Annotated in this window: 8 protein-coding genes; all 8 read right to left on the bottom strand. The window is 45.0% G+C overall.

The features are described from left to right. Positions 1–393: 393 nt before the first annotated feature. Complete coding sequence (locus ABSY64_RS02185) at positions 394–2805, bottom strand: GbpC/Spa domain-containing protein (protein WP_349641425.1); 2412 nt, start codon at positions 2803–2805, stop codon at positions 394–396. 219 nt (positions 2806–3024) lie between these two features. Continuing rightward, positions 3025–5208 carry a GbpC/Spa domain-containing protein gene (locus tag ABSY64_RS02180; protein WP_349641424.1) on the bottom strand — a complete coding sequence of 728 codons (2184 nt, stop codon included), beginning with the start codon at positions 5206–5208 and terminating at the stop codon, positions 3025–3027. 214 nt (positions 5209–5422) lie between these two features. After that, positions 5423–6589 carry a hypothetical protein gene (locus ABSY64_RS02175; RefSeq protein ID WP_349641423.1) on the bottom strand — a complete coding sequence of 389 codons (1167 nt, stop codon included), beginning with the start codon at positions 6587–6589 and terminating at the stop codon, positions 5423–5425. A 212-nt stretch (positions 6590–6801) separates the two neighbouring features. Continuing rightward, positions 6802–9162, bottom strand: a complete 2361-nt coding sequence (locus ABSY64_RS02170; RefSeq protein WP_349641422.1) for a GbpC/Spa domain-containing protein — start codon at positions 9160–9162, stop codon at positions 6802–6804. A 206-nt stretch (positions 9163–9368) separates the two neighbouring features. Further along, positions 9369–10091, bottom strand: a complete 723-nt coding sequence (locus tag ABSY64_RS02165; protein ID WP_349641421.1) for a 2,3-bisphosphoglycerate-dependent phosphoglycerate mutase — start codon at positions 10089–10091, stop codon at positions 9369–9371. 99 nt (positions 10092–10190) lie between these two features. After that, positions 10191–10985, bottom strand: a complete 795-nt coding sequence (locus ABSY64_RS02160) for a 2-keto-4-pentenoate hydratase (RefSeq protein WP_349641420.1) — start codon at positions 10983–10985, stop codon at positions 10191–10193. Positions 10986–11422: 437 nt separating this feature from the next. After that, the gene (gene brnQ / locus ABSY64_RS02155) at positions 11423–12769 is read right to left on the bottom strand and encodes a branched-chain amino acid transport system II carrier protein (RefSeq protein ID WP_349641419.1); all 1347 of its coding nucleotides are present in this window, start codon (positions 12767–12769) and stop codon (positions 11423–11425) included. Positions 12770–13054: 285 nt separating this feature from the next. Beyond that, positions 13055–14878 carry a pyruvate oxidase gene (gene spxB / locus ABSY64_RS02150; RefSeq protein WP_349641418.1) on the bottom strand — a complete coding sequence of 608 codons (1824 nt, stop codon included), beginning with the start codon at positions 14876–14878 and terminating at the stop codon, positions 13055–13057. Between the last annotated feature and the right edge of the window lie 48 nt (positions 14879–14926).

The raw sequence follows: 14926 nt of genomic DNA, 5'->3' as shown, positions 1-14926 counted from the left end.
ACCGTCCTGAAATTTGTCGAAACAAAAATCAGGACGGTTTCCCGCGGTGCCACCTGTTTTCAGCTTGCTAGAAAGAGGATAGAAAGAGACCTCTCCCAGAAAACTGCCCTCACGACCTGCCAACACAAGCCTGACAACTGACGTATGTCTTACGTTCCAACCTACTTGCGAATGCTTTCAGCGGACCCTCGATGGTCCATTTGCCAACCTGCGTTCGACCCGGCTCTCAGTATCCCGGATTCCCTGTGCGCGCACGATTGGTTTGATCTCCATCTCATCGGTTTAATTAGGACGATTTAATTTACGAGTTAATTCTAACCAGAGCCTAATAATATGTCAAGGATAAAATTAAAAAAAAACAAAAAACAGGGTCTCCCCTGTTTTTCGAAAGTATTATTGTTCCTTGCGACGTAATGCGAAAGCAGCAACCAATGACATAGCAGCGCTAATACCAAAGAAGTAGGCACTCTCTGTTGAAATAGTTTGCGTTGATGCTGCTGTCTCGCCAGTTTCAGGCAAGACTGACTTATTTCTGTCAACTACCACAGGCTTGGGGCTAGCGGGCTTAAAGCCATGGTGATTGTGCTTTCGGTCCTTGTCGCCCTTATCAGGATGACCATGATTGCCACCATTGTCATTATGGCCGCCGTCACCACCATTATCGGGATGATTATCGTGACCACCGTTGCCACCGTTGTCATGATGGTTGTCGTGACCACCGTTGCCACCGTTGTCATGGTGATTATCATGTCCACCATCACCGCTAGGCGTAATATCACTATAATTGTAGTGATAGTTGAGCGAATCGGTACTATCCTTTGGCAACTGGTTAATGTGGTAATTAGCCGTTACCTTGGCCGAGGTGTTATAGAGATGATATGAAATCTTTTCGACAGGCTTTTTAGGTTCTTCTTTGTGAACATATGGTGTTGGCGCATCACCGATACCCTTTGGATCAGGTGTTGGTGGATAAGGCTTGGCAGGCTTTATGGTGCTTCCTGGAACCTTCGTCGAACTTTGAGCCCAAGTTTCGGTATTATTATCTTCTTTACCGGAATGAGTAATCAAGTGCGTAACAATGTTTTTCGTACCATTATTTAACTGGAAAACGGCAGTGCCTTTGTAAAATAATGGCGAATTTCCATTATCCCATGATGAATCAGCCGTTGTATTGTCATTGTCGGAATAGGCATATCCATCGGCATGACCGCTAATTGTACCCTTATTAATTGGCACAAAGGTGGCGTTATCGACCTTAGCCTTTTCAATATGGGCATTATTTGGAAGATTACCAAAATAATTGTTCAAAGAACCAACGGTGATGATTGCATCATCGTTAAAAGTGATTTGCCGATCCTGGCTATCGTAGTACGAATCCGATTCAACGACGGAACGTGTGAATTCGTGAGTATGGGTTTCGTTCGGTAGACTGTTATACCAAACATTCATACTTGGATTATCAGGCACGTCAATGTACATTGGCTGATCATCATAGTTTTCGTCATAAGTAAAGGTCTTGACGATTTTTGAGATAGTATGGTTTTCGTACTTTGAATTCGAAAGATTGGTGTAGGTCACGGTTACGGAACCACCCTTCCCGACCTTAACTCGAGTCCACTTCGTCGTATGGCCATTAACGTCGGTAACTTGATTGTTCAATGTTGGATCGGCGTAGGCCTGATTGACTTCTTGATTATTCTTGATCCATTGTGTGTCACCAGCAGTAGTCACAACGGCGGTGGCAGTTGGTTCATTGTTTAAATCAAGTGCTTGGCTCAAGCCCTTTTCCGTAAAGCCATCTTTATGAGAATTCTCGTCGTTCCATTCTTTTTCAGCTTTTTGATAAGCTTCAAGTTCCTTTTGGTATTCTTTTTCAGCCGCTTCGTTGTCAGCTTTGGCCTTATTGTATTCCTTCAACTTGGCTTCGTAGTCCGCTTGTCCAGCAGCATTGTCAGCCTTAACCTGGTCAACTTCTGCCTGCCACTTTTTAAGGTCAGCTTCACGCTGAGCTTTAATGGCCTTCAAAGCAGCAACTTGGTCCTGGGCATCCTTGACGACGTCATTGCTATTTTGGGATGGATCTTGAGTAACCTCGACACCAGCATTCTCGGCATCCTTTGCAGCTTGTTCAACAACGTTATTACTCTGGGCAGCGTCAGAATCGCCCTGATTTTTCTTGTTAATGGCATCTTGCAAGGCCTTGATTTGAGCGGCGTAATCGTCCTTGATTTCGGAGAAGTTCAAACCAGTCTTTTGAGAACCCTGATTCACATCAACACCGGACTGTTGCGCCTTGGCAACAAGATTCAGCAAGTCTTCGAGCTGATCATTGCTAGCATCAACTTTCTTGTTGTAGCCATTATGATCAGTAATTTGTGCCAAAATGTTACCAACTTGGTCGGCATAATCAGAGTCAGATTCATCCAAAATATCTTGGTACTGACCAGGAGTTCCATGGTAGGTATTACCGTCGACTTCCTGGGTATCGATGCCGGCATCTTGAGCCTTTTTAACAGCGTCATCAAGTGTTGAACTTGGCAAAAGATGTTTGCCCGTTGGTACAGCATTGTTGTCGGCGCTGGCCTGGCTTGCCACTTGTTGTGGCAAAGCATACTGTTGAATCTGCGACAAATCAACGCTTTGTGAATTTTGCTTAGCACTTGCATCGGATTGTGTATCATCGGCGTTGGCTGTCAAGGTATTCATCATACCCGCGGTTGCCGTTAAACCAGCAACCGAAAAAACGCCTAGAGCTAACTTATTTTTCAAGTTGTTATTGGCAGCTTGGATATTTTGCTCTTTCATTTACTATTCTCCCTCAAAATGGAAACACGCACTACTTTATAATCTTAAGAATATTTACCGATTCTTAAGCTTCCTAGGCATAATCTTACAGGATGTCTCGTATTTATCAAGCATTAGTTGGTTAAATGGAGTAAAAATTAACAATATTAGTGTTTTTGTTTATTATAATGTGCTTTTTAGTCAATAAAAAAACAGGGTCTCCCCTGTTTTTTGAAAGTATTATTGTTCCTTACGACGTAATGCGAAAGCAGCAACCAATGACATAGCAACGCTAATGCCAAAGAAGTAGGCACTTGCTGTTGAAATAGTTTGCGTTGATGCTGCTGTCTTAGCAGTTTCAGGCAAAGCAGAATTCTTGGCGCCCTTCTTCGTGTCGAAAGCAAGGTGCTTAAATCCTGCTGGATCAAAGTGATCATGGCCGTGCTTTCCACCATTATCGTGGTGATCGCCGTGATCGTGATGACCACCGTTGCCACCGTTATCGTGGTGACCACCATGTCCGCCATTTCCATCCGGCGTAATGTCACTGTAGTTATAATGATAGTTGATTGTGTTAGCCGCATCATTCTTAGGCAACTGATCAACGTGATAATTTGCTGTTACAGCCTTAGTTGACTTGTAGTGGTGGAAGGAAATCTTTGCTGGTACAGGATATACAGGACCTTCTGCATTCTTACCACCTGGGATAAGCGTTGAGCTCTGACCCCATGTCCAACGGTTTTCATCCTTTGATCCAACCTTAGTGGCCATGTGGATAGTAACGTCTTTGGTACCTTCGTTCAAACGGAAGACTGCAGTTCCCTTGTAGAAGTTATCGCCTCCGACTTGGTCCCATGCCTTTCGGTCATTTTCGTTAGAAGAATCATCCTTGTCATGGTAAGCCCAACCATCGGAATGCATCGTCACATTTCCGTTATTAATCGGTACAAAATGAGAATTATCAATCTTCGCCATTTCGATGTGACCATTATCTGGACTACCGGCAAAAGTATAGTTGTTCAATGAACCCATGGTAATGACAGCATCAGGACCGAAAGTAATTTGGTTGCCGTCGGCATCAAAGTACTGGTCAACTTCCTTCAAAGCACGGGTATGCGCTGAAGGATGGTTTTTCATCGTGTCATAACTGTCGTTGTACCAAACGTCCATGCTTGGATCATTCGGGATATCAATATCCAAGTTGCGGTCAGTTGAATCATCATCATAACTGAAAGTTTTAACAATCTTTGAAATGGTTTGACCGCGGTAAGTTGAGTTGCTCAAGTTAGTGTAAACGGCGGTAGCTGTACCATTTTGTCCAAGATTTACACGAGTCCATAGCAATGGCTTACCATTGGTATCAACGACTTTGTCATAGGTAGGATTGGCAACTGCCTTATCTGAAACCGTGTCAGGCTTATCAGCGCTTCCGCTGTAAATCGTCCATTCAGCATCGCCGCTTTTATTAACCGTTACCGTTGCGTTTGGTTCTGCGTTCAAATGCAAAGCTTGGCTCAACGCTTCAGAAGTGTAGCTGGCAACCTTACCGTTACCATACTTGTTGTTCCAATCCTGAACTGCCTTATTATAGGCAGCCATGTCGGCGTCACGCTTAGTCTTGGCCGCAACCAAAGCAGCAACTTGACTCTTGGCATCGTTGTTGGTCCAATTGATGTCATCGCCTGCTTGGTCAGCACTTTGATCAACATCCACACCCGCATCTTTGGCAGCCTTAGCAGCCTGGTCAACAGAGTGGTTAGCTTGTGCAATCGTTGAATCCTTTTGATCCTTTTGGTTAATTGCATCTTGCAAAATTTGGATTTGAGCAGCGTAGTCATCCTTGATTTCAGAGAAATTAAGACCCTTTCGCTGGGCTTCCTGGTTCACATCAACCCCAGACTGTTGTGCCTTAGCAACCAAGTTATTTAAATCTTCTAGTTGGCCGTTCGTAGCATCAAGCTTCTTGTTGTAACCATTGAAATCAGTGATTTGAGCAAGGATGTTTCCAACTTGGTCGGCGTAATCTGAATCAGATTCGTCAAGGACATCCTGGTATTGATCAGGAGTTCCCTTGTAGGTGTTGCCATCGACCTGTTTCGTATTAATGCCAGCATCTTGGGCCTTTTTAACAGCATCATCCAGCGTTGAATTTGGCAACAGATTCTTACCAGTTGGGACTGCGTCATTGGCAGCACCCTGCTGTGAATCAGCTGCTTGCTGAGGCAAAGCATATTGCTGAACGTCAGCTGCGCTTACATTTTGTGCATCCTGGTTCACATTCGTAACTGGCTTGGTATCGTCAGCACTGGCTGTCAGAGTATTCATCATACCTGCCGTTGCCGTCAAACCAGCAATTGAAAAGACACCCAGAGCTAACTTGTTTTTTAAGCCGTTATTGACAGCGGCATTGGTTTGCTCTTTCATCGATTTTCTCCCTCAAAAACATGTACTATTCCAAATTCTTAAGAATATTAAACAAATCTTAATGTTCCTAGTCATAATTTAGACTAAAGTATATTATTTATCAAGCATTAGTTGGTTAAAATGCGCAAGATTGAACAATTAAAAGTAATGTGTCGATTAAAATAGAATTAGAACAATAAAAAAACAGGGAATCCCCTGTTTTTTCTTTATGAAATTAGTTTTCCTTGCGACGAAGTGCGAAGGCAGCAACCAATGACATTGCTGCACTGATTCCGAAGAAGTAGGCAGCTGAGTTTGAGATGGTTTCAGCTTGCTTAGCAGTTGCTGGCAAAGCTGACTTGGCGTGATGACCATGACCATCAACGAAAACTGGCGCAACGGGTGCAAAGTGCTGACCATGCTTGTGGTGCTTGTCATGGTGGGCTGGCGTTGGAACTGGTTGAGGCTTTACATCGCCGCCTTCAATATCACTTTGATTGTAGTGATAGTTGATGGTGTCAGCAGCAGCGTTCTTAGGCAATTGGTTAACGTGATAGTTAACGACAACCTTCTTAGCCGTGTAGTGATGGAAGGTTACTGTAGTGCCAGCTGGTGCGTTCAATGCTGAGTATTGGCTAAGTACATCCTTGTACATTGCATCTGAATCATCAAAAGCAACATCAGCAGTTTGCTTTACCTTTACACCAGCATCCTTGGCTGCAGCAACTGCCTGATCGATCAAGTAGTTGTCTTGGGCAATGTCAGAATCGTTTGCATGCTTGGCGTTGATTGCGTCTTGCAATGCTTTGATTTGTGCGTTGTAGTCATCCTTGATTTGAGTGAAGTTCAAACCAGTCGTTTGAGGGTCTTGGTTGACATCAACACCAGATTGTTGTGCCTTGGCAACCAAGTTGTTCAAATCTTCCAACTGATCAGTAGCGGCATCAGCCTTCTTGTTGTAACCATTGAAATCAGTGATTTGAGCAAGAATGTTACCGACTTGGTCAGCGTAATCTGAATCAGATTCATCCAAAATATCTTGGTATTGAGCAGGGGTACCCTTGTAAGTGTTTCCGTCAACTTGCTTTGTGCTGATTCCAGCATCTTGGGCCTTCTTGACAGCATCGTCAAGTGAAGGGCTTGGCAAAATGTTCTTACCAGCTGGTACATCAGCTTGTGCAGCAGTTGCTTGGCTGGCAGGTAGTGCGTAGGCCTGCGTGTTGGCTGCGTTAGCAGTCTCTTGATTTTGACTAGTGTTTTCATTAGTTGTGGTGTCATCAGCACTGGCAGTGATGTTATTCATCAATCCTGCAGTAGCCGTCAATCCAGCGACTGAAAAGACACCTAGAGCTAACTTCGTTTTAAGGCTGTTATTAGCAGCGATGTTAGTCTGTTCTTTCATTGAGTTCTCCCTCGTAAATAGATCTCTCCAAAGATTCTAAATCGTTCGAATATTAAGAATTCCTTAACATCCATATGTCAAATATAGCTTTTAAATTTTTAATTATCAAGCGGTATAGACCGTATAATTTGGATATAGATACTAATTAATTCAAAAAGTTTAATAAATAAACCGATTTAGTTAAGAAAGGTTCTAAAAAGCATGTGAACATTTTAGATTTCTTGCAAATATGACAAGCCAGAACTGATTCCACCGAAGTAGGCATCGTTGGTGGCAATGTTGGCTTGGTCATCTGCATGATCATCAGCCTTCGTATTAGCTTGGTCGTCTGCCTTATCGTTGATGTCGGTTGAGTAATCACCAGGAGCAACTGGTGGCAATGGATAAGTAGCGCCCGGCACGTTATTGTAGCCCGGTCCATATCCTGGGAACGGATCAACATCTGGCGCAGGATCTGGCAAAGGACCCGATCCTGGGAATGGTTCCTTGTCCCCTGGATTTACAGGGTTAACAGGATTAGGTTGCGGATTAACCGGCTTGGTCTTGTCTTCAATCGTTACGGTGTTGTAGTGGTAATGCACGACTTCACAGGCGGCATTATCCGGTGCAATGTTGTTGTGATAGTGAATCGTCACTGGTTGGTTATCCGCCGGATTGTCGTACAAGTGGTAAGCCACGTTCGTCGTTGGCTTGGCTGGTTCTGGCGTCAAACTTGGTGCCACCGGTTGAACTTCAGCTTCGTACTTTGGTTCAGCAGGCATCGCTGGAATGTCAGTCAAAGGTACCGAGGTTGAAGATTGTGACCAAGTCCAGCGGTTACCATCGCTTGGTCCTGAATTAGTTTGCAAGTGAATCGTGACTTCATTTGAACCAGGCTGCAAGCGGTAAATCGCTGAACCAATGTAAAAGTCCAAGCTGTTGTCGTTATCCCAGTTGTCATAGAAAGTCGTGTTGTCCTTGTCAGCATAGGCCCAACCATCGGCGTGTTCCTTGATGGTTCCGTTGTTAACTGGAATAAAGGTAGCACCGTCAATCTTTGACTTTTCGATGTAGGAATTGCTTTGACCGTTGTAATAGTTGTTCAAAGAACCAATAGTAAGGACAGCATCGTTACCAAAAGTAATTTGCTTACCGTCAGCATCGTAGAACTTATCAACTTCGGTCAAGGCACGGGTATGCTGACCTCCTTCGGTCAAACCGTTGTACCAAACATCCAAGGTTGGATCAGTAGGTACGTCAACTTCGATGGCTTCACCCAGCTTGTTTTCTTCGTAGGTAAAGGTCTTAACGACCTTGCTAATGGGCTTACCTTCGTAGGATGAATTGTTCAAGTTGGTGTAAACTGCCGTAATACTTTGACCAGCGTTCAAATGCGCTTGAGCCCACTGCGTTGGTTGGCCATCAGCCGTCTTCAAATTGGGGTGCAAAGTGTCATCGAAGGTAGGACCGTTACTGTCGGCCTTGCCTTGGTAATACCATTGAACGTCGGGACTGGCAGTCAAAGCTACCTTAGCGTTTGGTTCTGAATCCAACTTCAAGGCCTGGTTAACGACTTGACTAGCATAGCCACTCTCCTGGGCTTGCTTCTCCAAAGCGTTAAGCTTCTTCTTGTAGTCCGACATTTCTTGGTCAAATTGATAACGAAGTTCTTGATTCTTTGCCTTAGCGGCTTCGTATTTGCTTTGGGCAGCTTCGTAATCGGCTTGCTTAGCAGCGTTATCCTTTTTAACCTGATCAACTTCGGCTTGATACTTGGTCATGGCTGCTGATTGATCCGCAATGGCTTGGTTCAAATCAGTCAATTGCTTTTGCTTGTCAGCCAATTCATCCGCATAAGTGGCCGAACTTTGGTTGGCAGCCTGCTTAACCGTAACGCCAGCGTCTTCGGCTTGTTTGGCCTTGTCAGTCAGTTCCTGATTATCAACCTTAACCTTTTGATCAGTTTGGGCGTGTTCGGAAGCGCGCTTAAGTTGTTCACTTGTTGCGGCATTTAAATCATTAACCTGCTTAGCCGAATCGATTTCGATTTGGTTAAAGGAGAGACCATCTTGGTCGGCATCCTTGATAACGTTGACGCCTTGGCTTTGGGCTTTTGCTGCAGCATTATCAACGGCAGCGTTTTGCTCCTTAGCATATTGCAGGTCGTTATCGTAGGCTTTATCCTTTTGGATTTGCTTTTTAATTTGGGAAACCTGATTAGCGTAATCAGCGTCTGATTCCTGCTTAAATTGGTCGTATTGGTCGGCAGTACCAGTGTAGTGGTTGCCGTCGGTTTGCTGAGTCTTTAAACCATCAGCTTGAGCATCCTTAACCGCTTGATCCAAAGCAGGACTTGGCAAGGTTGAAGTACCTTCCGTTACCTTGTCGGCAGTTGTGCTGGGCAAAACAACGCTTTGCTGTTCGGTACTGACCTGATTGGCCTGTGCCTGGCTTTCCTGATTGCTCGTCGTGGTATCGTCAGCTGAGGCATTGTTTTGATTTAACAATGCTGATCCAGCCGCAATTCCAGCAATCGAAAAGACACCTAGGGCAAGCTTGTTGTTTAAGTTCTTGGCATTAAATTCCTTATTCATATTCGATTCCTCCCTCGGGTCCAAAGAGGCTGATTAAAATCTTGGTAAAATCAGAGCTGTGCTTAAAATTTCAATAGTCCCTCTTTAAGTTAAATTTAAACATTTAGGAAAATCTTTAACAAGTGAAATGAACAAACGTATTGAAACTGTTTTATTTCTGCAACACTTGTTACTTAACCGTAATAAAAAAGCCTAGAATGCTTTATTCATAGGCTTTTTTGCTTTAAGACTTTTTTATTTAAAATGTTCAATTTGTTATCGAAATTGTAAACTATCGGCTCGGCATTCGGAATTTCGAGTTTCACAATGTCGGCTGGCGCGGTTCCCTCAATAATTTTGGTTAAGGCACGTACTGAAGTTCCATGGGCAACAATCAAAATATTTTTGCCTGCTTCTAGTTCAGGGCGAATGTTTTTCTGCCATAAGGGTAGCACGCGCTTAACCGTGGATTGGATGTTTTCACTAACCGGTAATTGGCCGTATTTTAGCTTGTTATAGCGCCGGTCAAAAGCAGGATAGCGCTTGCCGTCGATTGTAACTTCGGGTTCAAAGACATGAATTTTAGGTGGTAAAATCTCGTAGGATCGACGCCAAATCTGAACTTGGTCATGGCCGTATTTGGCGAACATAGCGTCCTTATTCTCCCCCTGCAAGGAACCGTAGTGGCGCTCGTTTAAACGCCAGGTCTTTGTTTGAGGCACATAGAGCTGTCCTAGGGTTGTCAGAACCTCATCAATCGTCATAATGGTTCGAGACAAAGCCGAAGAGTAGGCTGCATCAAAAGCAAGCCCCTCCTCTTTTAGCGCTTGGCCGGCTGCCTGTGCCTGTTTAATTCCAGTTGGAGATAGCTGCGTGTCAATCCAGCCGTTAAAACGATTGGCCGCATTCCATTCACTTTGTCCATGTCGAATTAATACTAAATGACTCATCACGCATCCCCTTTGAAAGCTTTCCTTATATTGTAGCGCGCGAGCTTTTTCATGTGAAATAAAAAACACCCTTTCGGGTGTTTTCTTAATAAATATTTGTCATTCAACGACGTCCAAGACCAAATCGTCGAAATCTTGATTGAAGGTAACCTTCCATTCACCAGCAGTTAGCTTTGGTGGCAAGAGGAAGGTTCCAGAAGAAACGCGCTGGCCGGCCTTCAAAGTCTTGCCTTGGCTGGCCAACTTCTTGACCAACCATTGCAAGGAGAGCAAGGGATTTCCTAGCACTTCAGAAGACTTTCCTTCGGCCACCTGCTCGCCATTGTGGAAGAGCTTGGCTTCGACCTGGGCCATCTTATCGACGCCAAGGTCGGTACTGTCACGTTCTGGCCCATAAACTACGTAGCCACCGACAGCGGCATCAGCCATGACGAGGTACTTGGACAACTTTGGGAACCAGTCGGCAAAACGGCTGTCCGGCACTTCCAAGCCACCAGCAACGGTGGTTTTAGTAGCTAATTCTTCCAATGTGTCGCTTGGCTTTAAGTCCTCACGGGCGTGGAAAACCAATTCCACTTCGGCCAAAGGATCCATTAAGTCCTTGCTTAGTGACAAACGGGCGGGCGCCTTCAAAAAATGAGTCGGTACTTGCGCCCCGTACAATGGTTCGTTCGAAGCAAACATGTCCTGGGTTTCCTTACTGGTCAAGAAAACCTTATAGCCGCCAACACCTTGGTTCTTGAGCTTCATCAAAGCGTCTTGAGTTTGGTAGGCCCTGTCATCATCGCTGAGTTCATCTTCCCAGTGCGCACGGTCGAGCGGCTTACGACTTTGATAGGCATCGAAGAGGGCTTGGGCAAGGGTCTTGGTTGAAGTTTGGGTTTGAGTAGTCATAATCATTTCTCCTAAATTTACTGTTACTTATGGTTAGAATCTGAATCGGTAAAATGCTAATGTCACTGGCCATTGCCATCACCCCCTTTAATGTGAAATAAAAAAGCACCCTACTCTCAGTTCTGAGAATAAGGGCGCTTTGCGCGGTACCACCTTACAACACTAGTTAAAAACTAGCCTCTATGCACGGCTCGAAAGCGATGCACTGGCAGGATAACGGTCGCAGCCGGTGGAACCTACTATTGTTCAGCTCACCTACTAAAGAAGGATAGCTTAATCAGGATGGCTAGGTACCCTTTCACCAAACGGTACTCGCTTAACTAGCAGTCCTGAAGCCTTTCTTATCATCGTAGCTCTTTATTAATTGCTCTTAGTGTAAGCGATACGATTCGAAAGGTCAAGTAAAAATGATAAATAAATTAGATTTTATTAATTTATTAGGCAGCTTGGGCTGATTTCTGCGTCAGCTTCATCAAGATAAAGCCAATGATCAAGCCAATAATGGCGGGAATAATCCAACCCAAGCCCTCTTGGGCAAGTGGAATCCATGCATGGTAGAACTTAGCCATGAAAGTGATGTGGGTTTCACCAGCAAAAGGCGTTGATGCCAAGGCATCCAAGAAAGCACTTGGCGTGATGAAGATCATAGCTGTCCGGTAAACCAAGGGACTCTTTTGGATCCAAGGGTTTAACAAGGCCAAGATAATCAAGGTCAAGGCGTATGGGTAAACCAGCATCAAAACCGGAACACTCCACTTCATGATATTGGTCAAACCGGCGTTGGCCGTGATGAATGAAGAACCAAAGGTAATCAGCAACCAAGCATGGTAAGGAATCTTAGGGAAAAGACGGTTCAAATCTTGTGCAAAGGATGCGCCAAGACCCATGGCCGTCGTGAAAACGGCCAGCGTAACAATAATGGCGGTCAAAATAATACCGAAGTTTCCGGCATAATGGGTGATGATTTGGCTAAAGGCCACCCCTCCGTTTGCTGCAGGCGCAAACTTTGACAAGGAAGAAACACCTAAGAGAACCAGGGCAATGTAAATGAAGGCTTCAAAAAGAATACTAATGGTTCCGGCCTGGGCCAAAACCTTTGGTGTTTGGGCTTCGGAAAAGCCTAACTTTTGAGTGGCATAAATAACAGAAACGGCAAAACCAAGCAAGGCCAATCCGTCCATTGTGTTGTAGCCATCAAGCACCCCGGTAAAGGTTGGGTGACTGGCATAGGCAGAACTAACAGTTTGGTTCAAGCCACCCATTGGAAGCAAGAGCGCAAGCAAGAAGACAACCAGCAAGAGAACGATGAAGATTGGGTTCAAGTACTTTCCAATCCACTTAGTTAAGTTGGATTCCTTTACCGTGAAGAAGTAAGCCAAAATGAAGAAAATTGCTGAGAAAATCAACATTACCAAATTTTGGCTACTTGCTGGTACTAAGGGTGCAAACCCCATTGCAAAGGCTGTTGCGGCAGTACGTGGCGTTGCCCCCAGCGGTCCCAAGGTTAGGTGGATGGCAAGCACAATAATGGCTGCAAACCAAGGCGTAACTGGTCGCGCCAAGTCGTAAATACTTTTACTACGGGTGATGGAAACGGCCAACATCGCCAAGAAAGGCACCACTGTTCCGGTCAAAAGAAATCCAGCGGTGGCTGGCAACCAGTTTTTACCAGCTAATTGTCCCAGTTGAACCGGGAAAATCAAGTTGCCGGCACCGAAGAACATACCGAAGATCAAAGACGCAAGTAAGAAGAGTTGCTTCTTACTGAGTTTTTTTGTTTGCATAATGCATACCTCATATTGGGATTTTTATAAAAAACGGAAACAATCAAAATGCTCATAGAAAAAGCCAGCTACCTATTCGAGCAGCTGGCTTAAACTAAGTTTTAATCAGCTGTCTATCCTCTTGGGCAGATAGACAGCGCGAAAAGCAACGTCCATCCTTAGAATGTGACGCTGACGACGACTCGCTTCAATTGCTGATTAAAATTGATCATTTTGATAACTTCCTGTGATTTATTATTTATATTAAAGCAAAATGAGAGGTCCCTGTCAAGCGAACTTTATGAATTAGTCGGCAGCGACTCCGTATTCGGCAAAGATTTCAGGCAAAGTCTTCAAGTCCTCACCCTGGTAGCGGTCGAAGAATTCACGCACGCTGGCAACTGGCTTGTCATCAGAGTTCTGATCGTAATCAGGTGCAATGCTTTCCGTCCATTCGCCATTATCGTGCTTAATGAGGAGCTCTTCAACTGGAATACCACGCTTGGCCGTGATTTTGGCATCAATCAAGAATGGCTTCCCGGCTTTTTGGGCTGCCAAGGCTTGCTTAAAGGCATCCTTCAAATCGGCACTCTTCGTGACTGTGGCAGCTTCCATACCCATTCCACGCGCAACCGTGGCAAAATCAATAGGATGCAAATCAATCCCTGAATGGGCCATTGGGGCATCGTCTTGTTCGCTCTTGATAAAGTTCAAGGTATTGTTGGCGGTCACAATGTTAATGATGGGCAGCTTGTACTTTACTTCGGTAACAAGATCGTGCATAACCATCGACAAGGCCCCATCACCAGCAATGTTAAAGACCTGGCGCTTTGGATAGTTCAATTGAGCGGCCAAGGCACCGGGCAAACCAGTTCCCATTGAAGCAAAGAGCGCCGAAATGACCCACTTATTCTTAGGCGTCAAATTCAAATAACGGAAGGAATTGATAATGTTGTCCCCGACATCAATGGCAAAGGCGGCATCCTCATCTGCAACGGCATTAATTTCCTTATAGAGGCTTTCGAATTGAAGCGGATCTGAGGCTTGATTCATCAACTTTTCTTCGTAGGCCTTCCAGTTCTTCATGTCGGCGACAGCCGCACGGAAGAATGGTCGTTCTGGCAGTTCGAGTGCTTTTTCCAACGCCTTTTTAACAAAGCGGGTTGCATCCGACCAGATAGCTAAGTCCACGTTGTGGTGGCGACCTAGTTCAACTTGCTGGTTATCAATCTGAACAAATTGGAATGGATGCGTTTGGTAAGTTAGGTTGGCAAATGGGAAATCAGCCCCAATTGTAATCAACAAATCCGTCGCCGCCATGATTTCATCGGCAGCCTTTGAAGCCGCGCGGTTGGCAATTCCAACGTTGCCTTCGTAACTGTCCGGAATCTTATCCTTAGCCAAACCGGTCATGACCAATGGAATTTGAAGTTTCTTAGAAAGCTTGACGAGTTCGTCGCCGCCATCCTTGATTCCACGGCCAACGTGAATAACCGGACGCTTTGCTTTTTGGACCATGGCCAAGAATTCTTCGACTTCCTTGTCCGTAGCGACTGGTTCAGGTTTGGGCTTGTTATCAGTTTGTGAGAATGAGGCGTAGTTTTCTTCTGGAATTTCCTTGTAACCGAAGTCGTTTGGAATGATGACTACGGCAACGCCCTTGTGCTGATAGGCTTCACGGATGGCTTGATCTACGACGTGAGGCAGACTTTCGGGTGTCATGACCGTGCGGTTGTAGACGGAAACGTCATCGAAAATTGGCCCCTCGTTCAATTCTTGGAAGAAATTGTAGTTCATCACCGTACTTGGTGCCTGGCCAACGATGGCCAAAACTGGCGCATGGTCTTCACGAGCGTCGTACAAACCAGTTAGCAAGTTGGTTGCTCCTGGACCAGCAGAACCAAAGGCGACCCCGATTTTACCAGTGAGCTTTGCTTCGGCTGAAGCCGCGAAGGCACCCACTTGTTCTTGACGAATTTGGATGTATTGCAAGCGTTCCTTTTCTTTTGCAAGGGCCGCCATAGTTGAATTGATGGAACCACCAGGATAGCCATAGATGTGCTTAACACCCCATGCTTCCAAAACGCGAAGCATTGCCACACTGGCAGGTAATGTATTTTGCTCTGACATGAAAACCTCTTTCTTCCTATATAGGATATTAAAACTTCTTGGCTACAG

It is taken from the genome of Eupransor demetentiae (assembly GCF_963930865.1).
Lineage (GTDB): Bacteria > Bacillota > Bacilli > Lactobacillales > Lactobacillaceae > Eupransor > Eupransor demetentiae.
This window is presented reverse-complemented; position numbering and strand designations above follow the sequence as displayed.

Excerpts from the sequence above, each read along its gene's own strand:
- ABSY64_RS02185 (WP_349641425.1), bottom strand. The coding sequence starts at position 2,805 with ATGAAAGAGCAAAATATCCAAGCTGCCAATAACAACTTGAAAAATAAG.
- ABSY64_RS02180 (WP_349641424.1), bottom strand. The coding sequence starts at position 5,208 with ATGAAAGAGCAAACCAATGCCGCTGTCAATAACGGCTTAAAAAACAAG.
- ABSY64_RS02175 (WP_349641423.1), bottom strand. The coding sequence starts at position 6,589 with ATGAAAGAACAGACTAACATCGCTGCTAATAACAGCCTTAAAACGAAG.
- ABSY64_RS02170 (WP_349641422.1), bottom strand. The coding sequence starts at position 9,162 with ATGAATAAGGAATTTAATGCCAAGAACTTAAACAACAAGCTTGCCCTA.
- ABSY64_RS02165 (WP_349641421.1), bottom strand. The coding sequence starts at position 10,091 with ATGAGTCATTTAGTATTAATTCGACATGGACAAAGTGAATGGAATGCG.
- ABSY64_RS02160 (WP_349641420.1), bottom strand. The coding sequence starts at position 10,985 with ATGACTACTCAAACCCAAACTTCAACCAAGACCCTTGCCCAAGCCCTC.
- brnQ (WP_349641419.1), bottom strand. The coding sequence starts at position 12,769 with ATGCAAACAAAAAAACTCAGTAAGAAGCAACTCTTCTTACTTGCGTCT.
- spxB (WP_349641418.1), bottom strand. The coding sequence starts at position 14,878 with ATGTCAGAGCAAAATACATTACCTGCCAGTGTGGCAATGCTTCGCGTT.